Here is a 20,024-nt window from a genome sequence, read left to right as displayed (position 1 = left end):
TGAGGGGGCTTGGTTCGCGTTGCAGGCGACGGACGTTCCGAACCGGATGGCGCGCATGCGCGGGCCTGATGGCGGTTCCGTGAAAACCCCGCGCTACGGCGTCAGCAGGCGCTCGAGATAGTCGAGCTCGTCGCGGGGGCGCTCGCTTTCGCCGAGCCGGCGGCGGAGCTCCTCCAGCACCCGGCGGGCGCGCTGGGCTTCGATCTCGCCGGGCACCTTGGTGGTGGTCCCGTCGCTCTCGCGGCGCCGCACCGGGCGGCCGAGCGGATCGTCGCGGCCGTCCTCGCCGTTTTCGGCGCCCTGCTGTCCCGGCTGGCCCTGCTGGCCGGGCTGGCCGCCCTGCTGGCCCTGCTGCTGCATCTGCTCGGCGAGCGCCTGCGCGCCCTTGCGGAGCTGCTCCAGCGCGCGGCCCTGATCGTCCAGCGCCTGGCCGGTCTGGCCCTGGCCGAGCGCCCCGCGGGCGTCGCCCATGCTGCGGCCGGCCTCGCCCAGCGCGTTCTCGCCCTGACCTTGGCCCTGGCCCTGCTGGCCTTGCTGACCCTGCTGGCCTTGGCCCTGGCGTCCCTGCTGGCCCTGACCCTGCTGGCCGGGCTGTTCGCCGTTCTGCCCCTGCTGGCCGGGCTGCTCGGCGCCCTGTTCGCCTTCGCCCTGCTGCGGGTCGCCCTGCTGGGGCATGTCGCGCATCATCTGGTCGAGCCGTTCGCGCAGCTCGCGCTGCTGCTCGGCGAGGGCCTGCATCTCCTCGCCGTTCTGGCCCTGCTGGTTCTGCTGCTGCTGCTGGCGGCGGCCGGGCTGGCGCTGGTTCTGCTGCGCCCGCTCCTGCTGGCGATACTGCTGGTAGGTCTTGTCCCTGAGCTTGTTCTGCTCGCGGATCATGTCCTGCAGCTTGTCCATCTGCTGCTGCTGCGCCTGCGCGTTGGGATCGGCCTGCTGGCGCTGCGCGGTCTGGAGGTTGTCGAGCATCTGCCGCAGCTCGTTCAGCGCCTGCTGCGCGGCCTCGCGGGAGCCGCTCTTCGCCATCTGCTCCATGCGGTCGATCATCTTGCGCAAGTCGTCCGGCCGGATCGCCTGCGCCCCGTTCGGGCTGCGCTGGGCCTGTTGGTTCGGCTGCTGCTGCGCCCGCTGGGCGAGCTCCTTCATGAACTTGTCGAGCGCCTGCCTGAGGTCCTGCGTGAGCTTGGCGATCTCCTGCTCGGAAGCGCCGTCCTCAAGCGCCTTGCGCAGCGCCTCCTCGGCCTGCCGCAGCTCCTTCTCGGCCTGCGGCAGGTCGCCGTCCTCGAGCCGGAGCGCCATCTCCCAGAGATAGTCGGCGACGTCGCGCAGCTCGTCGTCGCTGCGGGCGATGTCGAGCCGGCGGTAGGCGGTGCGCAGCCCGAGGTAGACCGAGGACTGCGGCGTGAACTCCTCGGGAAACAGCATCAGCGCCTGCAGCGCCTCGCCGACGCGCGGCTTGGCGTTGGCGTCGAGCGCGAGCTCGCGGCGCTGCTCGACCAGCGCGCGGGCGAGCGGATTGGCGAAGACCCGCGACGGGATCCGCAGCGGCTGCGGCGCGCTCGCGCCTTCCTGGCCCGCCTCGTCGCGCGCGTGAAGCGTCATCACCGCCTCGGCGCCGGCCCAGGGGTGCTCGGCGAGGTCGAGCGAGGTCTGCGCCTTGCCCTCGCGGGCGCGCGCCTTCGGCAGCGCGAGCCGCGGCTTCGGCGCCTCGTAGAGCGGGCGGCGCTCGGCCGGCTCCTCGCCCTCCGCCGTCTTCGCCGGGGCGGTCTCCTTCAGCGCGAAGCGCGCCTCGGCGGAGGCGACGCCGTAATCGTCCTTCACCTCGTAGGAAATGGTCGCGCTGCCGCGCGCGTTGCGCTGCGGCGGGCCGTCGAGCGCGATCGAAGGGGCGGCGTCCGGAATCGCGGAAAAGCGCCAGCTCCGCCCGGCCTCGCCGGCGGGTCCGGCCTTGAGCTCGGCGTCGCCGGCGAGGCGGTACCGGCGTTCGGTCACGCCGTCGGCGACCCGGCCCGGCAGCTCCACCGGCTCGAGCGCGCCCGCGGCCGAGACCTCGACCGGGCCGCCGGAGCCGCGCACCACCACGATCGAGCCCGTGGGCGCGCGCAGGGTCTCGCCGACCTCCGCGGCCGGGGGAACGGCCGCGGCCCGCGCGTCGGCGGGGCTCGCGCCGCCGGGGCGGCCTGCGGTCAGGAAGACGGGCGGGCGGCCGGTGTAGGCCGGGGGCGTCACCCAGGCGTCGATCCGGGCCGGAGCGGCCTCGGCCGCCGGCGTCGTCCAGTCGAAGGCGGCCGAGACGCGGGCGCCGCGGTCGGAGCCTGCGACGGCGAAGGCGACCACCAGCACGAGGCCGACCAGGAAGCGGACCGCGAACGGGTCGCGGGCCGCGAGCCGGGGCGCCGGCGCGCCGACCTTCAGCTTGCGGGCGTCGGCGTCGGCGCGTTCGCGATGCGCGCGCCACAGCGCCTGGGTGAAGGGATCGTCGCCGAGCGGCGCCAGCCGGTCGTCGAGGCTGGTGGCCGGCCGGTGGGCGAGGCCGGTCGCGCGGTCGATGCGCGCGAGCGAGGCCCGACGGCCGGGCGCGCCGACGCGCAGCAGCGGGGTGAGCGCGGCGAGGAAGGCGAGGCCGAACAGCGCCACGCCGGCCATGCGCCCGAGCGGCGGCAGCGCGTCCCACAGGCCGAACCAGGATACGCTCAGGAAGAGAAGCGCGACGCAGAGCGCGGCGGCGAGCGGCGGCCAGGCGCTCTCCCAGGCGAGCGCGAGGCCCGCCCGGCGGGCGAGACGGTCGATCAGAGGCCCGCGCGCGCCGCGCGGATCGGTCGGAGCATCGTTCAAACGCCGGTCTCCAGCGTGGTCCAGGCCCCCGCCTTTCGCGCGTCAGAGCATGAGACTACCACGCGGCGCCGGCTTGGCCAGCCTCCGCAGGTCGCGCCGCGTCACTCGGCCGTGAGCCAGTCCGGGACGCGGTCGAGCGCGACGAGGTCGTCGAGGCTCGGCCGGGGGCGCACCACGGCGTAGCGGGAGCCGTCGACCAGCACCTCCGGAACCAGCGGGCGGCTGTTGTAGGTGGTCGCCTGCACCGCGCCATAGGCGCCCGCCGACATCACCGCCAGCAGGTCGCCCGCCGCGGGCGCCGGCATGTCGCGGTCGAGCGCGAGGTAGTCGCCGGTCTCGCACACCGGCCCCACCACGTCGGCCCTCAGGCGCGGCGCGTCCGCGCCGGCTTCCGCCACCGGCCGGATCTCGTGATGGGCGTCGTAGAGCGTCGGCCGGATCAGGTCGTTCATGCCGGCGTCGACGATCACGAAGGTCTTGGCGGCGCCCTCCTTCACGTAGATCACGCGGGTGAGCAGGATCCCGGCGTTGCCAACGATCAGACGGCCGGGCTCGAACACCAGCTTGGCCTTGAGATCGGCGGTGAGGCGCTTCACCACCGCGGCGTAGGCGTCGGGGTGGGGCGGGGGCTCGTTGTCGTCGCGATACGGGATGCCGAGCCCGCCGCCGAGGTCCACATGGTCGATGGCGTGGCCGTCGGCGCGCAGCTCGCCCACGAAGGACACGAGCCGGGTGATCGCGCTGTCGAACGGGTCCAGCTCGGTGATCTGGCTGCCGATGTGCATGTCGACGCCGGCCACCTTAAGGCCCGGCAGCGTCGCCGCCTCGGCGTAGACCCGGCGCGCGTCGGCGATCGGCACGCCGAACTTGGTCTCGGACGACCCGGTGGAGATCTTGGCGTGGCTCTTGGCGTCGACGTCCGGGTTGACGCGCAGCGCGATGTGGGCGGTCGCGCCCTTGTCGGCCGCCACCTGCGACAGCAGCCTGAGCTCCGGCTCGCTCTCCACGTTGAAGGCGAGGATGCCGGCCTCGATCCCGGCCGCGAGCTCCGCGCCCGTCTTGCCGACGCCGGAGAAGGTGATGCGCTCGCCCGGCACGCCGGCCTTCAGCGCGCGATGCAGCTCGCCGCCGGACACCACGTCCATGCCGACGCCGAGCCGCGCCAGCGTGGTCAGCACCGCCTGGTTGGAGTTCGCCTTCAGCGCGTAGCAGACGAGGTGGTCCACGCCGGCGAAGGCTGAGGAGAACACCCGGACATGGCGCGTCAGCGTCGCGGTCGAATAGACGTAGACCGGCGTGCCGACCTCGGCCGCGATCTCGGCGAGGGACACGTCCTCGGCGTGGAGCGCGCCGTCGGCGTAGGCGAAATGGTGCATCGGGACTCCGCCGCCGCGAAGGCGGCGCTCAAGCTCAGTTCAGCAGGCCGTCGAGGACGAAGGGGCGGTTGGGCTTCACCACCTTCTTCTCGGTCGTGCCGTCCGCCTTGGTCACCGTGGTCGTGGGCGCGTCTGGCGGCGGCTCCAGCGGGCCGCGACGGCCGCAGGCGGAGAGGCCGACCGCCAGGACGAGCGTGGCGGCGATGGCGGCGGCGCGGATCGGGCTCGGCACGGATGCGGTTTCCTCAAGCTCTGGCGCGGGCGCCGCGGCCCGGTCGATGTCTCAGGCGTCGGGCGTCGCGCTGTTGTCGAGGGCGGCGGCCTCCTTGGCAAGCCTCTTCCGCCAGCGCGAGATCTGGCCGGCGACCTGGCGCGGCGAGGTGCCGCCGTAGCTGTTGCGGCTCGAGACCGACTTGTTGACGCCGAGCACCCCGAAAACCTCGTCGGTGATGCGCGGCTCGACCGCCTGCATGTCGGCGAGCGGCAGCCTCTCGAGCGGCAGCGCCTTCTCGGCCGCCACGGCGACGATCCGCCCGGTCACGTGGTGCGCCTCGCGGAACGGCATGCCGAGCACCCGCACCAGCCAGTCGGCGAGGTCGGTCGCGGTGGCGTAGCCGGAGTTCGCCGCCTGGCGCATCGCCTTCTCGTCGAACGTCATGTCCTGCACCATGCCGGTCATGGCGGCGACGCAGAGGTCGAGCGTGTCAAGCGCGTCGAACAGGCCTTCCTTGTCCTCCTGCATGTCCTTGGAATAGGCGAGCGGAAGGCCCTTCATGACGGTCATCAGCGCGACGAAGGCGCCGATCACGCGCCCGGTCTTGCCGCGCACCAGCTCCGCGGCGTCCGGATTCCGCTTCTGCGGCATGATCGAGGAGCCGGTCGAGAACCGGTCGGACAGCCGGGCGAAGCCGAACTGCGGCGTCGACCACAGCACGATCTCCTCCGCGAAGCGGGACAGGTGTCCCGCGCAGATCGAGGCGAAGGCGAGCGTCTCCAGCACGAAGTCGCGGTCGGAGACGCTGTCGATCGAGTTCGCGGTCGGGCGGTCGAAGCCGAGCCCGCGAGCCGTCATGTAGCGGTCGATCGGGAACGAGGTGCCGGCGAGCGCGGCGGCGCCCAGCGGGCACTCGTTGAGCCGCTTGCGGGCGTCGGCGAGCCGGCCGCGGTCGCGGGAGATCATCTCGACATAGGCGAGCAGGTGGTGCCCCAGGATGACGGGCTGGGCGCTTTGTAGATGCGTGAAGCCAGGCATCACCGTGCGGGCGTGCTCCCCGGCCTTCTCCACCAGCACGTGCTGCAGCGCGAGCAGGCTGACGTCGATGCCGTCGAGGGCGTCGCGCACGAACATCTTGAAGTCGGTCGCGACCTGGTCGTTGCGCGAGCGTGCGGTGTGCAGCCGCCCCGCCACGGGACCGATCAGCTCGGCGAGCCGGCTCTCGATATTGAGATGGATGTCTTCGAGCGCTCGCGAGAAGGTGAAGTTTCCCGACTCGATCTCGACCAGGATGTCGTTCAACCCCTTGAAGATCGCCGCGGCGTCCTCCTTCGCCACGATGCCGGTGGCGGCGAGCATGGCGATGTGGACCTTGGACCCGCGGATGTCCTGGGCGTAGAAGCGGCGGTCGAAATCGATCGAGGCGTTGATGGCCTCAAGCAACGCGTCGGGCCCTTCGGCGAAGCGCCCGCCCCACATCGAATTGCTCATTCCGTCGGTCCAATCCCAAGGCCGCGCCCGTCGCGGCGTCCTGCAAGGTCGAGAAGCATGTCCGAACCGTCGCCCGCTCCGCGCCGATCCTGGCTCCGCTTCGGCGTTCCCGGCGTGCTGGCGCTCACGGGCGTCGCCGCGCTCGCCCTATACGGGATCGGCGGCGGCGACAAGGCTGAAGCCGCCTGCGCGGCCTCGCCCGCGACGCTTCGCGCGCTGAAGCAGGCGGCGACCGGCGAGGTCGCCGCGGTGGTCACGCCGGACCGGCCGCGCCCCCTGCCGGCGCTCGCCTTCCGGGACGCCGACGGCGCCGAGGTCGGGCTCGACCGCTTCCGGGGCAAGGTCGTGCTGCTCAACCTCTGGGCCACCTGGTGCGCGCCCTGCCGGAAGGAGATGCCCGCGCTCGACGAGCTGAAGGGCGTGCGCGGCGGCGACCGTTTCGACGTGGTGGCGGTATCGATGGACCTCGGTTCGGCCGACAAGCCGAAGGCCTTCCTGAAGGAGACCGGGGTCGAACGGCTGGCCTTCTACGCCGACCCCACCAACAAGGCGTTCCGCGACCTGCGCGCGGTCGGCCGCGGCGCCGGTCTGCCGACCACGCTGCTGATCGACGAGGCGGGCTGCGAGATCGCCTATCTGCCGGGGCCGGCGGAATGGGCGAGCCCCGACGCGCTGAAGCTGATCGACGCAGCGCTGGCGGAGTAGGCGAGCCCGTCCTTCAAGCCGAGGGCGACGGCTGGGTCGCAAGCGTCACGTCCGGGTCCTCGGGCGCGGGCTCCGGCGTCGCGATCTCGCGCGCTCCGCCTCTGAGCGCCTCCGCCGTCATGCGGCGGACCTCGCGCTCGGCCTGGCGCGCCACCGCCTTGCGGTCCGCGGCGCCGTCGACCCGGATCGGCTCGCCGAAGGTCACGGTCACGTCGATCGCGCCGTCGCGCAGGATCGACCACATGTGCGGCAGGATCTCGATGTCGCCGTACCAGGCGACCGCCGGCCGCGTCCGCAGCCCGAGCGGCAGACCGTTGCGGTGGGTGTAGGCGATCGAGACCGGCTGCACGTAGACCGCCTCGGCGCCGCCCTCCGCGATCGCCTTGCCGGCGGCCCCGAGCAGGGCCGAACGGAACGGCAGCACCCGGTTGCCGTCGCTGGAGGTGCCCTCGCCGAACAGCACCACCGGATGGCCCGACGTCATCCGCTCCGCCATCTCGCGGCTCACCGCGCGGGTCGCGGTGCGGCGCGAGCGGTCGACGAAAATCGAGCGCTGCAGCTTCGAGAACAGGCCGAACAGCGGCCAGTCCGCGATCTCGGATTTCGCCACGAACGACACCGGCGCTATGGCCCCCAGCACCACGATGTCGAGCCAGGAGGCGTGGTTCGCGGTGATCAGCAGCGGCCGGGCGTCGGCGGGGCGTCCGACGACGCGCCGGCGGACGCCAATCACCCGCAGCGCGTAGCGGTGAAACAGCATCGGAATCGCGCCGCCGTCGCCGAGGCCGGCCTTCAACGCGAGGAGCTGCGCCGGAACGCCGACGGCGGCCGCCCCGGCCAGCGCCGCCACGCTCGCCGCCGCCCGCATGGCTTTCAGCGCCAAGTCAGTTCTCGCGATCGTCGAGCGGGACGACGTAGAGCTCCAGCCGGTGATCCACCAGCCGGTAGCCGAGCCGCCGCGCGATCTCGGCCTGCAGCCGTTCGATCTCCTCGTCCCGGAACTCGATGACCTTGCCCGAGCGCAGGTCGATCAGATGATCGTGATGCTCGTCCGACGCCGGTTCGTAGCGCGAGCGGCCGTCGCGGAAGTCGACGCGGGCGATGACGCCGGCGTCCTCGAACAGCTTCACCGTGCGGTAGACGGTCGAGATCGATATGCGGGGATCGACCGCCGCCGCGCGCCGGTAGAGCTCCTCCACGTCGGGATGGTCGTCCGCGCTCTCGACGACGCGCGCGATGACGCGGCGCTGCTCAGTCATGCGCATGCCCTTGGCGGCGCACAGGCGTTCGAGCGGTTCGGCCTTGAGGTCTGTCACGTTCCCGAAATCTCCGGTCGCGGCGCGACGGTGTCCGACCGCTTATAGGAGCGCGCCGCCCGGCCGTAAACGATCCGCGGCCGGCTCAGCGCATCTCGAGCGCCAGCACCTTCGCCGACCCCCGGCCGCCGTCCGCCCGCGCGTAATAGGCCTTGCGCTTGCCGACCTGCACGAAGCCGAAGCGGGCGTAGAGCGCGATGGCGGGGGCGTTGTCCTCGTCGACCTCCAGCACCACGCGCCGCACGCCCCTGGCCGCGAGCCGCCCGAGGTGGCGCCCGAACAGGGCGGAGCCGCCGCCGCCCTGGCGGAAGCGCGGGCGGATCGCGACCGACAGCACCTCGGCCTCGTCCGCGGCGATCCGGGACGCGGCGAAGCCCACCGGCCGGCCGCGGCCTTCCATGTTGAGCGCGCAGGCGACCACGGCGTCGTCGCTCAGAAGCTGGTCCATCTCCTGCACGCTCCAGCCGCGGGCGAAGCAGGAGGCGTGGATCGCGGCGAGTTCGTCGGCGAGGCCCGCGTCGGCCGGTTCGCAGGCCCAGATCCGCTCGCGGGGCGCCCACACGTTCCAGGGCCAGAACAGATACCAGTACATCGCGCGCAGGCCTTACGGAGCGGCGTCCGCTCCGCCTTCTTCAGCTCTCGTCAAGGCGGCGCGCGATGCGTCCGCCCGTCTGGGGATGCGCGTCCGCGGCCTTCAGGTAGAGCGGCCGCGGCGGCGCATCGTCAGGATCGCACGCCGCGCCGCGCCGCGCGACAACGATCACGTTCGGCGCGTGGTGCGGCCCGTCAGCCTTTCGCAGCGGGCGGTCGCCCGCGGCCGCGATCACGGCGTCCGCGCCGGAGCCGACCACCAGCGCGTTCTCGGGCAGCGCGCGGGCGAACGCCTCCGCCGGCAGCAGCGCCGGCGCCGCGAGCGGCGCGCCGGCGGCGTCGAAGCCTTGAGCGAACACCCGGCCATGGCGCGCGTCGATCGCCGCCGCGACCGCGGCCCCGCGCCCGAACGACGGCGCCGCCAGCGCCTCCAGCGTCGAGACGCCGACGATCGGCGTCGCGCCTGCGAGCGCGAGCGCCCGCGCGCAGGCGAGGCCGACCCTGAGCCCGGTGAAGCTGCCGGGCCCGACCGTCACCGCGATGCGGTCGATCGCGCTGAGCCCGCCGGCGCTTTCGAGCGCCTGCGCCACCAGCGGCATCAGCGCCTCGGCGTGGCCGCGCGCCATATCCTTCGAGAACACGAGCGCCGGCGCGGCCCCGTCGCCGGTCTCGACGACGGCGGCCGACGCCGCGCCGAGGGCGGTGTCGATCGCGAGGACGCGCATGGCGGGACCGTCAGACGATCCGGCAGAACTCATCGAACTCCGGCCGCGGCAGGCGCTCGAACAGCTTCTCGCCGTCGCCGTAGCCGATGTTGACGAGGAAGTTCGAGCGCCAGGTCGTGCCGGCGAAGAAGGCCTCGTCCACCGCCTTGCGGTCGAACCCGGCCATCGCGCCGATGTCGAGGCCGAGCGCCCGGGCGGCGAGCATCAGATAGGCGCCCATGAGGCTGCCGTTGAGCAGGGCGGCGCTTTCGATCGCGGCGTCGTCGCCCTCGTACCAGGCCTTCGCGTTCGCGTGCGGGAAGAAGCGCGGCAGATGGTCGATCCAGCGCAGGTCGTAGGCCACGATCGCGGTCACAGGGGCGGCCGCGGTCTTGTCGCGGTTGCTCGCCGACAGCGTCGGCAGCAGCTTGGCCTTGCCCTCCTCCGAGGTGACGAACACGAAGCGGCCCGGCAGGCCGTTCGCGCTGGTCGGGCCCATCTTGAGCAGCTCGAACAGCGCCCGCAGCGTCACCTCCGAGACCGGCTCGGCCCGGAAGCTGTTGTGGGTCCGGGCCGTGCGGAACAGCGTGTCGAGCGCGTCGTCGTCGAGCGGGGGGCGGTGGGGTCCGGACACGGTTGCCATCCTGCGGTCTGGGGTGGAGCAATCTCCCCCTCATAGCAGAGCCGCCCCCCCGCCGCGCCAGCCCTTAAGGCCTCAGATCGTGTCGACCGTGCCGCCGTCGACGCGCAGCGCGGCGCCCGTGGTGGCCGAGGCCTCCTTCGAGCAGACGTAGACCACCATGTTGGCGACCTCCTCGACGGTGGCCGCGCGCTGGATGATCGAGGACGGCCGATGCGCCCGCACGAACGCCGCCCCGGCCTCCTCGAGGCTCTGGCCGGTCTTCGCGACCTCGTCCCTCAGCATTTCGGCGACGCCCTCCGACAACGTCGGGCCGGGCAGCACCGAGTTGACCGTGACGCCCGTGCCGGCGAGCCGCTTGGCGAGGCCGCGCGCGATGGCGAGCTGGGCGGTCTTGGTCATGCCGTAGTGGATCATCTCGACCGGGATGTTGAGCCCGGACTCCGACGAGATGAACACGATCCGGCCCCAGCCGCGCTCGGCCATTGCGGGCGCGTAGGCGCGCGACAGCCGGACGCCGGACATGACGTTGACCTCGTAGAACCGGAACCACTCCTCGTCCGGGACCTTGAAGAAGTCCTGCGGGTTGAAGATGCCGACATTGTTGACGAGCACGTCGACGGACGGCAGCGCCGCGACCAGCTCCGCCACGCCCTCGGCGGTTCCGAGATCGGCGGCGATCCCCTCGACCTTCGCGTCCGGAACCTCGGCGCGGATGGCGGCGACGGCCGTGTCGACCGCCTCCTGGCGGCGGCCGTTCACCACCACCGTGGCGCCGGTCCGGGCGAGGCCGAGCGCGATCGCCCGCCCGATGCCGAGCGTGGAGCCGGTGACGAGGGCGGTCTTGCCCGTGAGGTCGATGCGCATCGGCGTGGTCCTTGGATCGGCCGGGCGCGGGGATTGAGGCGCTGCGGCGTTGAGGGCTTGCGGTCGTCCTGAGATGTGGTTCGTCGCGTTTTGCAGTAAAGAGTGCGCCGCCGCATGGCCCGCCCGCCCGCCGGGCCGCCCGGCCCCCTCCGGACCGACGCATGACGCCCGACCAGACCGCCGAAGAGCCCGCAGCCGACCTCGCCTATCTCCAGAAGATCAACGACGTCTTCTACGACCAGCTCAAGGTCGCCGACCAGAAGGCGACCTACATCATGACGATCATCGTCTTCCTGCTGGTGTGGTCGCCGGACGTGCGCAAGCTGTTTTTCTGGCGCGGCCATGGGGTGGAGCTCACCGCCGCCTCGCTGCTGTCGCTCGCGCTGGTGGCGGCGCTGCTGACGGCCCTCGCCGCCGCGCTCGCGGTGGTGACGCCGCGTCGTCGCCGCGGGGGCGCGGCGCTGTTCTGGGGCGCCTGGCCGCAGGCGCGCGCCGAGGTCGAGCGCATCACGGCGACCGCCGACCGCGCCGCGATCGCCGCGAGCTACGCCGACAACGCCCAGAACCTCGCCGCCCTCTGCCGGCTGAAATACCGCTTCGTCACGCTCGCCTTCGGTGCGCTGATCGTGGCGCTCGCGGCCCATGGCGGGCTGGTGGTGCTGGGCTGAGGGCGGCTCAGGCCGCCTGCGCCTCCGCGGCCTCGAGCGCCGCGACCTCGGCGTCGGAGAAGATGCGCGAGCGGATGTGGAACCGCACCTCGCGGCCGTTCTCCAGGCTGAACATGCCGCCGCGGCCGGGCACCACGTCGAGGGTGAGCGCCGTGTGCCGCCAGTACTCGAACTGCGACGGACTCATGTAGAAGCCCGCGCCGCCGACCTCCCCGAGCTTCACGTCGGCGTCGGAGAGCATGTAGTCCCCGACCGCGTAGCACATGGGCGAGGAGCCGTCGCAGCAGCCGCCGGACTGGTGGAACAGCACCTCGCCATGCTCGGCCTGAAGCGTCGCGATCAGCGCGAGCGCGGCGTCGGTCGCGACCACGCGGGTGGGGATGTTTTGGGTCATGGGCGGTTTCCTCCGAGAGGGAAGATAGCGCGGGAGCGGCCGCGCGCGAAGGTGTCGCGCCCGGCCGTTCCGGCGGGTCACCGCTCGCTGTCGAGCGCCGCCATGTGCTGGGCCGGATAGCGCTCGCCCGCGGCGGAGCCCCTAGGGACGGCGCGCTCGATCGCCGCGAGGTCGTCCGCCGACAGGGCGAGATCGCCGGCCCCCAGCGCTTCGGCGAGCCGGTCGCGGGAGCGGGCGCCGATCACCGGGACGATGTCGCCGCCCTGCGCCAGCGCCCAGGCGATCGCGATCTGCGCGACGCTCGCGCCGCGCTCGTCCGCGACCGCGCGCAGGGCCTCGACGAGCTCGAGGTTGCGGTCGAGGTTCTCGCCCTGGAAGCGTGGGCTCATGCCGCGGAAGTCGCCCGCCTGCCCGAGCTTCGCCCGGTCGTAATGGCCGCTGATCAGTCCGCGCGCCAGCACGCCGTAGGCCGTCACGGCGACGCCGAGCTCGCGCGCCGCGGGCAGGACCTTGTCCTCGATCCCGCGCGAGAGCAGCGAGTATTCCAGCTGGACGTCGGCGATGGGGTGAACCTGGGAGGCGCGCCGCAGCGTTTCGGCCCCGACCTCGGAGAGGCCGATATGGCGGACATAGCCCGCCCTCACCATGTCGGCGATCGCGCCAATCGTATCCTCGATCGGTACGTCGGGGTCGAGCCGGGCTGGGCGGTAGATGTCGACATGATCGACGCCAAGCCGGTTCAGCGAATAGGCAAGAGACGTCTTCGCCGCCTCCGGCCGCCCGTCGAAGCCAAGCATGCTCCCGTCGGGACCGCGCAACGCGCCGAACTTGACGCTGAGCTGGTAGCTGTCGCGCGGCCGCCCCTGGAGGGCCTCGGCGAGCAGCAGTTCGTTGTGCCCCATGCCGTAGAAGTCGCCGGTGTCGAGGAGGGTGACGCCGGCGTCGAGCGCGGCGTGGACGGTGGCGACGCTCTCCCGCCGGTCGGCGGGGCCGTAGGCGCCGGACATGCTCATGCAGCCGAGGCCGATCGCCGAGACCTCCGGTCCGGCGGTTCCGAGTTTGCGGGTCTTCATCGGGTCGTCTCCGTTCGGTTGCGACGGACGCGATGTGGACCGGATGAAGCTGTGCGATAATCCCGTCTCCATCAGACAGACTGTGCGGGATTTCGAACGATGGCCCGGATCGACCTGAACGACGCCGCCTGCCTGGTCGCCGTGGCGGACGCCGGCGGTTTCCGCGCGGCGGCCCAGAGCCGCGCGGCGTCGGCTTCCAGCCTGAGCGAAGCCGTCCGGCGGCTGGAAGAGGCGCTTGGCGCGCGCCTGTTCAACCGGACCACCCGCAGCGTGACGCTGACCGAGGCCGGGGCCCGGCTCGTGGAGCGGGTTCGTCCGGCTCTCGTCGAAATCGCGGCCGCGCTCGACGGCGCGCCCGGGGATCCCGCCCGCCCGACCGGGACGTTGCGGCTCAACGTGCCGACGATTTTCGCAAGCCACATCCTGCCGCCGATCGCGGCCGCGTTCCTGAAGCGCTGCCCGGGCGTGCGGATGGAGGTGATCGCCGACGACAGCTTCGTCGACGTGCTCGCGCAAGGCTGCGACGCCGGCGTCCGCTACGAGGAGAGGCTGGCGCTCGACATGATCGCGGTTCCGATCGGTCCGCGCCGCCAGCGTTTCGAGATCGGCGCGGCCCCCGCATATCTTGCGGCGCGCGGAATCCCGTCCCATCCCCGCGACCTGCTTGCGCACGCCCGGATCGGACACCGCTTTCCCGGCAGCAAGGCGCTGGCGATCTGGGAGTTCGAGAGCGAGGAAGGCCCCATTCTCGTGCCGCCCGAGGGGCCGCTGGTCGCCTCGAACCTGGAGCTGCAGATCGCCGCGGCGGTCGCGGGCCTCGGGATCGTCGGGCATTTTGGAGAGGCGCTGGCCGCGCCGTTCGCGAGCGGCGCGCTCGCGCCCGTGCTCGAGGACTGGTGGCAGGAGTTTTCCGGACCGCAGCTCTATTACCATGGCCGCCGCCACATGCCCCCGCCGCTGCGGGCGTTCGTGGACTTCGTGAAGGGCGGTGAGGGCATAGAAAAAGGGCGGCCGGAGCCGCCCTTTCCCTTATCCCGCCGTGAGCGCGTCGAGGATCAGAAGAACCCGAGCTTCTTCGGGTTGTAGCTGACCAGCATGTTCTTGGTCTGCTGGTAGTGGTCGAGCATCATCTTGTGGGTCTCGCGGCCGATGCCGGACTGCTTGTAGCCGCCGAAGGCCGCGTGGGCCGGGTAGGCGTGGTAGCAGTTCGTCCACACGCGGCCGGCCTGGATCGCGCGGCCGAAGCGGTAGGCGCGGGTGCCGTCGCGGGTCCAGACGCCGGCGCCGAGGCCGTAGAGCGTGTCGTTGGCGATCGAGAGCGCCTCGTCGTCGTCCTTGAAGGTCGTGACCGAGAGCACCGGGCCGAAGATCTCCTCCTGGAAGATCCGCATCTTGTTGTGGCCCTTGAACACCGTCGGCTTGACGTAGTAGCCGCCGGCGAGGTCGCCGCCGAGCTCGCTGCGGCCGCCGCCGGCCAGCAACTCGGCGCCTTCCTGCTTGCCGATGTCGATGTAGCTCAGGATCTTCTCAAGCTGCTCCGACGAGGCCTGCGCGCCCACCATGGTGGAGGGATCGAGCGGCGAGCCGAGCTTGATCGCGTTCACGCGCTGGATCGCGCGCTCGATGAAGCGGTCGTAGATCTTCTCATGCACCAGCGCGCGGCTCGGGCAGGTGCAGACCTCGCCCTGGTTGAGGGCGAACATGACGAAGCCCTCGATCGCCTTGTCGAAGAAGTCGTCGTCCTCGGCGGTCACGTCGGAGAAGAAGATGTTCGGCGACTTGCCGCCGAGCTCCAGCGTCACCGGGATCAGGTTCTGGCTGGCGTACTGCATGATCAGGCGGCCGGTCGTGGTCTCGCCGGTGAAGGCGATCTTGGCGATCCGGTTGGAGGAGGCCAGCGGCTTGCCGGCCTCGAGACCGAAGCCGTTGACGATGTTCAGCACGCCGGGCGGCAGGATGTCGGCGATCAGCTCGGCCACCACCATGATGGAGGCGGGGGTCTGCTCGGCCGGCTTCAGCACCACGCAGTTGCCGGCGGCGAGCGCGGGCGCGAGCTTCCACACCGCCATCAGGATCGGGAAGTTCCACGGGATGATCTGGCCGACGACGCCGAGCGGCTCGTGGAAGTGGTAGGCGACGGTGTCGTGGTCGATCTCCGACAGCGCGCCTTCCTGCGCGCGCACGCAGCCCGCGAAGTAGCGCCAGTGGTCGATGGCGAGCGGAATGTCGGCCGCGGTCGTCTCGCGGATCGGCTTGCCGTTGTCCCAGGTCTCGGCCAGCGCGATGAGGTCGAGGTTCTCCTCCATCACGTCGGCGATCTTGAGCAGCATCGAGGCGCGCTCGGCCGGCGAGGTGCGGCCCCAGGCGTCCTTGGCCTTGTGGGCCGCGTCGAGGGCGAGCTCGACGTCCTCCTTCTGCGAGCGGGCGATCTCGCAGATCTTCCCGCCCGTGATCGGGCTGGTGTTCTCGAAGTAGCGCCCGCCGACGGGCGCGACGAAGCGGCCGCCGATGAAGTTGTCGTAGCGCTCCTTGAACGGGTGCTTGGTGAAGGCTTCCAGGCGTTCCGGCTTATTCACGTCGTTTCTCCCTGAAGAGGTGGTCTTATCGCCGCCCCTCTTGACGCAGGGACCGTGCCACCCGCCTGCATTGCGCCGCAGCACGCCAGCGCGGTCGCGGCAAGCGCCTGAGCAGGGCCATGGATTCCCGCGGAAGGCTGGGGCCGCCCGAAGGTGGGATGGACGGGCTACGGCCGCCTGTGGAAAACTGTCGCGAAAAGCAACAGAACGGGACGCGGCGCCTGTCGCATCCTGCGTCGCAAGGGAGAGCAGACGTCCATGGAGTCCGACGCTCCGCGCGCCGACGTGCTCGCCGCGCGCCACGCCTTCTTCGGCCGCCGCGCCACCCCGTCCGGGCTCGTGCCGCCCGCGATCCTCAAGTCGTGGCAGCGCTGCGCCGAGCGGGGCTTCGACAGCCATCACGGGCCCCTGATCGAGCCGGAGCCGATGGAGCGGCTCAAGGAGCACCGCGAGCGCAACGAGCGGCTGCTGCGCGCCAGCCGGCCGGAGCTCGCGGCGCTCAGGCGCGAGGCGCGTGACAGCGGCGCGATCGCGATCCTGACCGACGCCGCCGGCGTGGTGCTGGACGCCGCCGGCGACGCCGGTTTCGCCGGCAAGGCCGCCGGCGTCGCGCTCAGGCCGGGCGTCGCCTGGAGCGAGGCCGCCACCGGCACCAACGCCATCGGCGCCGCGCTGCTGGAGCGCCGTTCGATCGAGGTGCGCGGTGCGGAGCATTACTTCGAGCCGCACCGCATCCTCACCTGCGCGGCCACCCCGATCTTCGACCCCTACGGAGCGCTGCTGGGGGCGATCGACCTGTCCGGCCCGGCCGCGGCGCCGCCGGCCCACGCGCTGGAGCTCACGCGCCTCGCCGTCGACCAGATCGAGCGGCGCATGTTCGAGGAGAGCCTCGCCGACGCCGAGGTGATCCGCCTGCACGCCGATCCGGCGCTGCTCGGCACCGCGCAGGAGGGGCTGCTCGCGTTCCGCGGCTCGCGGCTGGTGGCCGCCAACCGCCATGCGCTGCGGCTGCTCGGGATCGACTGGTACGCGCTCGGCGCGCGCTCGTTCCGCGACCTGTTCGACGGCGCGCCGCAGCGCTTCGACCAGGTCTCCCGGCTGCGGTCGCGCGAGGGCGTCGAGCTGCACGCGCGGCTGCGGCCGAGCCCGAAGCCAGTCGGCGGGGTCACGCTCGACGCGCCGCCGAAGCCGGCCCCCGCCGCGACGCTGGAGCCCGCACGGCCCGAGGAGGGCCCCGCCTTCGACGCCGTCACCCGCGCCGACCTCGCCCGCGCGGCGCGGCTGGTCGACGGCGACGTGCCGGTGCTGATCCGCGGCGAGACCGGCGCCGGCAAGGAGGTTTTCGCGCGCGCGGTCCACGCGCTGAGCCGCCGGGCCGACAGGGCGTTCGTCGCGGTGAACTGCGCCGCCCTGCCGGAGACGCTGATCGAGGCGGAGCTGTTCGGCTACGAAGAGGGCGCCTTCACCGGCGCGCGCCGGGCCGGGTCCAAGGGCCTGCTGCGCGAGGCCGACGGCGGCGTGCTGCTGCTGGACGAGATCGGGGACATGCCGCTCGGGCTGCAGGCGCGCCTGCTGCGCGCGCTGCAGGAGCGGGCCGTCACGCCGCTCGGCGGGACCCGGCCGCACCCGATCGACGTGCGGCTCGTCTCCGCGACCCATCAGGACCTCGCGGCGATGGTCGCGGACGGCCGGTTCCGGGCCGACCTCTATTACCGGATCGCGCAATACGCCTTCGAGCTGCCGGCCTTCCGCCAACTGCCCGATCGCCGCGCCGCGCTCGCCGCGCTCTGGGCGACGCTGCCGACCGGCGGGCGCCGGCTCGCGCCCGAGACGGTCGAGCGCATGGCGGCCTTCGCCTGGCCCGGCAACCACCGCGAGATCGTGGGCGCGATGCGGGCGATGATCGCGCTGTCGGAGCCGGGTGAGACGGTGGGTCCCGACCTGCTTCCGCCGGCGGCGCGCGACGCCGGTTCGGTCGCGGCGCCGGCTTCGGCCCCGGCCGAGGGCGGGCTCGACGCCGCCCGGCAGGCGGCGATCGACGCCGCGCTCGCGGCGGCCGGCGGCAACGTGGCGGAGGCGGCGCGCCGGCTCGGCGTCAGCCGCTCGACGCTCTACCGGCGCGGCCTCGCCCGCCGGCGCTGAGGGCTCAGACCTTAGCTCTCGCCTCCGGCGTGCAGGAAGGCCGGCGCGTCCATCACGATGCGCTCGTCATTGCCGCCGATCGCCTTCAGGTCGCGGCCGCGATAGGGGATGTGGAGCAGCAGGTGGCGGATGCAGGCGAGCCTGAGCCTGCGCTTGTCGTTCGCGTGCACCACGGTCCAGGGCGCTGCGGCGGTGTGGGTCGCGGCCAGCATCTGCTCGATCGCGTGGGAGTACGGCTCCCACAGGCTCAGCCCGGCGTAGTCGATCGGCGACAGCTTCCAGCGCTTGAGCGGGTCGTGCCGGCGGTCGTGCAGCCGCTTGATCTGCATCTCGCGGCCGATGGTGAGGAAGAACTTGAACAGCCGCACGCCGTCGTCGACCAGCAGCCGCTCCACCCGCGGCGCCTCCTCCAGGAAGCGCGCGGACTGCTCCGCGGTGCAGAAGCCCATCACCGGCTCCACCACGGCGCGGTTGTACCAGGAGCGGTCGAACAGGGTGATGTCGCCGGCTGTCGGCATGTGTTTGATGTAGCGCTGAAAATACCATTGGCCGGCCTCGTCCGGCGACGGCTTTCCGAGCGCGATCACATGGGCGCTGCGCGGGTTCATGTGCTCGGTCACGCGCTTGATGACGCCGCCCTTGCCGGCGCTGTCGCGGCCCTCGAACACCACGACGATGCGCTCCCCCGACTGCTTCGCCCAGGCCTGCAGCTTGAGCAGCTCGATCTGGAGCCGGACCAGCGGCTCCTCGTACTCTTCGGCCTTGAGCTTCTTGGCGTAGGGGAAGCCGCCGCTCGCGAGCGCCGCGTCCTCGATCTCAGGCGGCAGCTCCGGCTCGTCGAGATCGACCACGATCCCGGAGATTTTCACCTTCGGCGCATCGCCCATGCTTTCGGGAACGACGCTGTCGAGGATGGCCCCTTCCATCTCCGCGGCCGCGACGAGAGGCTTGCGGCGGGCGCTCGGCTTGGCTTTCTTCGTCACGGGAACGCGTCTCCTGCTGCGCCGCGGACGTCGCGGGGGCGTCATGAAGGTGGCGTCTGTTTCCGGTTTGGCCAGCGTCGCCGGCGCCCGCGTCCTCACCCCTTCTGTCTCCGGAGCATCATGACCGACGCCGACCCGCCCCGACCCGACCGCGCGCCCTCGCGCGCGGCCATGCGCCTGCGCCGGGCCGGCTGGACCCTGGCCGCGGTCGCGGCCGCGCTTGCGGCTTTCACGGCCGCCCGGCGGCTCGGGCCGATCGAGGCGCTGCTCGCCTTCGTCTTCGTCGCGCTCGCGACCATCGTGGCGCCGGCCCGGCGGGCTCAGCCGGAGGCGTCGCGGAGCCGCGCAGCCCCCGCCGACGTCATCGTCGGGCCGCAGACGCTCCTGCTGCTGCAGGGCCTGCCCGGTCCGACGCTGGTGCTCGATCCGCGCGGCGTCGTGCTCGCCTTCAACGCCCATGCCGGCGCAGCGCTGCCGACCATCCGCGTCGGCGACCCGGTGTCGTTCGCGCTGCGCGTGCCCGAGGTGCTGGCGGCCGTGAAGGAGGCGGCATCGCTCGGCCGCCCGGCGCTCGTCAGCTATTCCGAGCGGGTGCCGGTCGAGCGCTGGATCGAGGCCCATGTGGCGCCGGCGGCGATCGGGCCGCAGGGGCCCCGCGCGATCGTGCTCGCGCTGCGCGACCTGACCGCCCAGCGCCGGGCGGAGCGCACCCGCGTCGACTTCGTCGCGAACGCCAGCCACGAGCTCCGGACGCCGCTCGCCTCGCTGCTCGGCTTCATCGAGACGCTGCAGGGCCCCGCCCGGAACGACGAGAAGGCGCGCGACCGGTTCCTCGAGATCATGCGCTCTCAGGCCACGCGGATGTCGCGGCTGATCGACGACCTGCTGTCGCTGTCGCGCATCGAGTTGAAAGCCCATGTGCGGCCGGACGCGCTGGTCGAGCTCGGCCCGATCGCGCGCAACGTGGCGGACGCGCTGGGGCCGCTCGCCGCCGACCGCGGGGTCGAGATCGCGGTGGCGCTGCCCGAGACGCCGGTCTGGGTTTTGGGCGACCGCGACGAGCTGATCCGCGTGGTGGAGAACCTCGTCGAGAACGGGGTCAAGTACGGCCGCTCCGGCGGGCGCGTCGACGTCGCGGTCGAAGGCGGCGAGGGGCCGCAGGCGGCGCGCATCGTGGTGCGAGACTACGGTCCCGGCATCCCGCCGGAGGACCTGCCTCGGCTGACGGAGCGCTTCTACCGCGGCGACGTGCAGGCGAGCCGCGAGGCCGGCGGCACGGGGCTGGGGCTCGCGCTCGCCAAGCACATCATGACGCGGCACGCCGGCCAGCTTCTGATCGAGAGCCGTCTGGGCGAGGGCGCCCGCTTCACCGTCACGCTCGACGGCGCCGCCCCGCCGAAGCCGGCGCCGGAGGGCGCGCGGCTGGCCGGCTGACTCGCGCGCCCGGAATTCTGA

19 protein-coding genes are annotated in these 20,024 nt (G+C 72.5%); 5 read left to right on the top strand and 14 right to left on the bottom strand.

The genetic code is table 11. The annotated features are described in order from the left end of the window. Positions 1-93 precede the first annotated feature (93 nt). The 4 genes from PKE78_RS16565 to argH form a co-directional block, all read right to left on the bottom strand. Positions 94-2,829: a TIGR02302 family protein gene (locus PKE78_RS16565; RefSeq protein WP_271202040.1), complete on the bottom strand. Its 2,736-nt coding sequence runs from the start codon at positions 2,827-2,829 to the stop codon at positions 94-96. Positions 2,830-2,930: 101 nt separating this feature from the next. Continuing rightward, the gene (gene lysA, locus PKE78_RS16560; protein ID WP_271202039.1) at positions 2,931-4,205 is read right to left on the bottom strand and encodes a diaminopimelate decarboxylase; all 1,275 of its coding nucleotides are present in this window, start codon (positions 4,203-4,205) and stop codon (positions 2,931-2,933) included. 34 nt (positions 4,206-4,239) lie between these two features. Then, positions 4,240-4,437 carry an LPS translocon maturation chaperone LptM gene (gene lptM / locus PKE78_RS16555; protein WP_271202038.1) on the bottom strand — a complete coding sequence of 66 codons (198 nt, stop codon included), beginning with the start codon at positions 4,435-4,437 and terminating at the stop codon, positions 4,240-4,242. 51 nt (positions 4,438-4,488) lie between these two features. Further along, positions 4,489-5,910: an argininosuccinate lyase gene (gene argH, locus PKE78_RS16550; protein ID WP_271202037.1), complete on the bottom strand. Its 1,422-nt coding sequence runs from the start codon at positions 5,908-5,910 to the stop codon at positions 4,489-4,491. A gap of 57 nt (positions 5,911-5,967) precedes the next feature. On the opposite strand from argH, the gene tlpA reads away from it, so the two are divergent. Further along, the gene (gene tlpA / locus PKE78_RS16545; protein ID WP_271202036.1) at positions 5,968-6,615 is read left to right on the top strand and encodes a thiol:disulfide interchange protein TlpA; all 648 of its coding nucleotides are present in this window, start codon (positions 5,968-5,970) and stop codon (positions 6,613-6,615) included. 13 nt (positions 6,616-6,628) lie between these two features. Here the strand turns inward: tlpA and olsA are convergent, their stop codons facing one another. The 6 genes from olsA to PKE78_RS16515 all read right to left on the bottom strand — a co-directional run bounded on the left by olsA (position 6,629) and on the right by PKE78_RS16515 (position 10,733). Further along, entirely contained in the window at positions 6,629-7,498 is an 870-nt protein-coding gene (olsA, locus tag PKE78_RS16540; RefSeq protein ID WP_271202035.1) for a lyso-ornithine lipid O-acyltransferase, read from the bottom strand. A gap of 1 nt (position 7,499) precedes the next feature. Next, positions 7,500-7,931: a Fur family transcriptional regulator gene (locus PKE78_RS16535; protein ID WP_428981286.1), complete on the bottom strand. Its 432-nt coding sequence runs from the start codon at positions 7,929-7,931 to the stop codon at positions 7,500-7,502. A gap of 85 nt (positions 7,932-8,016) precedes the next feature. Beyond that, a complete protein-coding gene (locus PKE78_RS16530; protein WP_271202034.1) occupies positions 8,017-8,523 on the bottom strand; it encodes a GNAT family N-acetyltransferase in 507 nt (168 codons plus the stop codon). A gap of 40 nt (positions 8,524-8,563) precedes the next feature. Further along, positions 8,564-9,247: a tRNA (adenosine(37)-N6)-threonylcarbamoyltransferase complex dimerization subunit type 1 TsaB gene (gene tsaB / locus PKE78_RS16525; RefSeq protein ID WP_271202033.1), complete on the bottom strand. Its 684-nt coding sequence runs from the start codon at positions 9,245-9,247 to the stop codon at positions 8,564-8,566. Positions 9,248-9,257: 10 nt separating this feature from the next. Continuing rightward, positions 9,258-9,869, bottom strand: coding sequence for a malonic semialdehyde reductase (locus PKE78_RS16520; RefSeq protein WP_271202032.1), 612 nt, complete (start codon positions 9,867-9,869; stop codon positions 9,258-9,260). A gap of 72 nt (positions 9,870-9,941) precedes the next feature. Further along, a complete protein-coding gene (locus tag PKE78_RS16515) occupies positions 9,942-10,733 on the bottom strand; it encodes an SDR family NAD(P)-dependent oxidoreductase (RefSeq protein WP_271202031.1) in 792 nt (263 codons plus the stop codon). Between the two features lie 161 nt (positions 10,734-10,894). On the opposite strand from PKE78_RS16515, the gene PKE78_RS16510 reads away from it, so the two are divergent. Further along, entirely contained in the window at positions 10,895-11,401 is a 507-nt protein-coding gene (locus PKE78_RS16510; RefSeq protein ID WP_271202030.1) for a Pycsar system effector family protein, read from the top strand. 7 nt (positions 11,402-11,408) lie between these two features. On the opposite strand, the gene PKE78_RS16505 is transcribed toward PKE78_RS16510, so the two are convergent. Continuing rightward, positions 11,409-11,795, bottom strand: a complete 387-nt coding sequence (locus PKE78_RS16505) for a DUF779 domain-containing protein (RefSeq protein WP_271202029.1) — start codon at positions 11,793-11,795, stop codon at positions 11,409-11,411. A 77-nt stretch (positions 11,796-11,872) separates the two neighbouring features. Beyond that, a complete protein-coding gene (locus tag PKE78_RS16500) occupies positions 11,873-12,868 on the bottom strand; it encodes an aldo/keto reductase (protein WP_271202028.1) in 996 nt (331 codons plus the stop codon). Between the two features lie 99 nt (positions 12,869-12,967). Between PKE78_RS16500 and PKE78_RS16495 the strand changes: the two genes are divergently transcribed. Further along, positions 12,968-13,954 (top strand): LysR substrate-binding domain-containing protein, encoded by a 987-nt coding sequence (locus tag PKE78_RS16495; protein ID WP_271202027.1) that lies wholly within the window; start codon positions 12,968-12,970, stop codon positions 13,952-13,954. Here the strand turns inward: PKE78_RS16495 and adh are convergent. After that, the gene (adh, locus tag PKE78_RS16490; protein WP_271202026.1) at positions 13,924-15,444 is read right to left on the bottom strand and encodes an aldehyde dehydrogenase; all 1,521 of its coding nucleotides are present in this window, start codon (positions 15,442-15,444) and stop codon (positions 13,924-13,926) included. The genes PKE78_RS16495 and adh overlap by 31 nt on opposite strands. A 258-nt stretch (positions 15,445-15,702) precedes the next feature. Here adh and PKE78_RS16485 point away from each other — a divergent pair, with 258 nt between their 5' ends. Then, complete coding sequence (locus tag PKE78_RS16485; RefSeq protein ID WP_271202025.1) at positions 15,703-17,586, top strand: sigma-54-dependent Fis family transcriptional regulator; 1,884 nt, start codon at positions 15,703-15,705, stop codon at positions 17,584-17,586. Positions 17,587-17,597: 11 nt separating this feature from the next. On the opposite strand, the gene ppk2 is transcribed toward PKE78_RS16485, so the two are convergent. Further along, the gene (gene ppk2, locus PKE78_RS16480; RefSeq protein WP_271202024.1) at positions 17,598-18,569 is read right to left on the bottom strand and encodes a polyphosphate kinase 2; all 972 of its coding nucleotides are present in this window, start codon (positions 18,567-18,569) and stop codon (positions 17,598-17,600) included. Between the two features lie 120 nt (positions 18,570-18,689). On the opposite strand from ppk2, the gene PKE78_RS16475 reads away from it, so the two are divergent. Then, positions 18,690-20,003, top strand: coding sequence for a sensor histidine kinase (locus PKE78_RS16475; RefSeq protein WP_271202023.1), 1,314 nt, complete (start codon positions 18,690-18,692; stop codon positions 20,001-20,003). The last annotated feature ends 21 nt before the right edge of the window (positions 20,004-20,024 follow it).

This window comes from Methylopila turkensis (assembly GCF_027922325.1).
GTDB lineage: Bacteria > Pseudomonadota > Alphaproteobacteria > Rhizobiales > Methylopilaceae > Methylopila > Methylopila turkensis.
The sequence above is the reverse complement of the archived record's forward strand: the minus strand, read 5'-3'. Positions and strand labels throughout refer to the sequence as shown.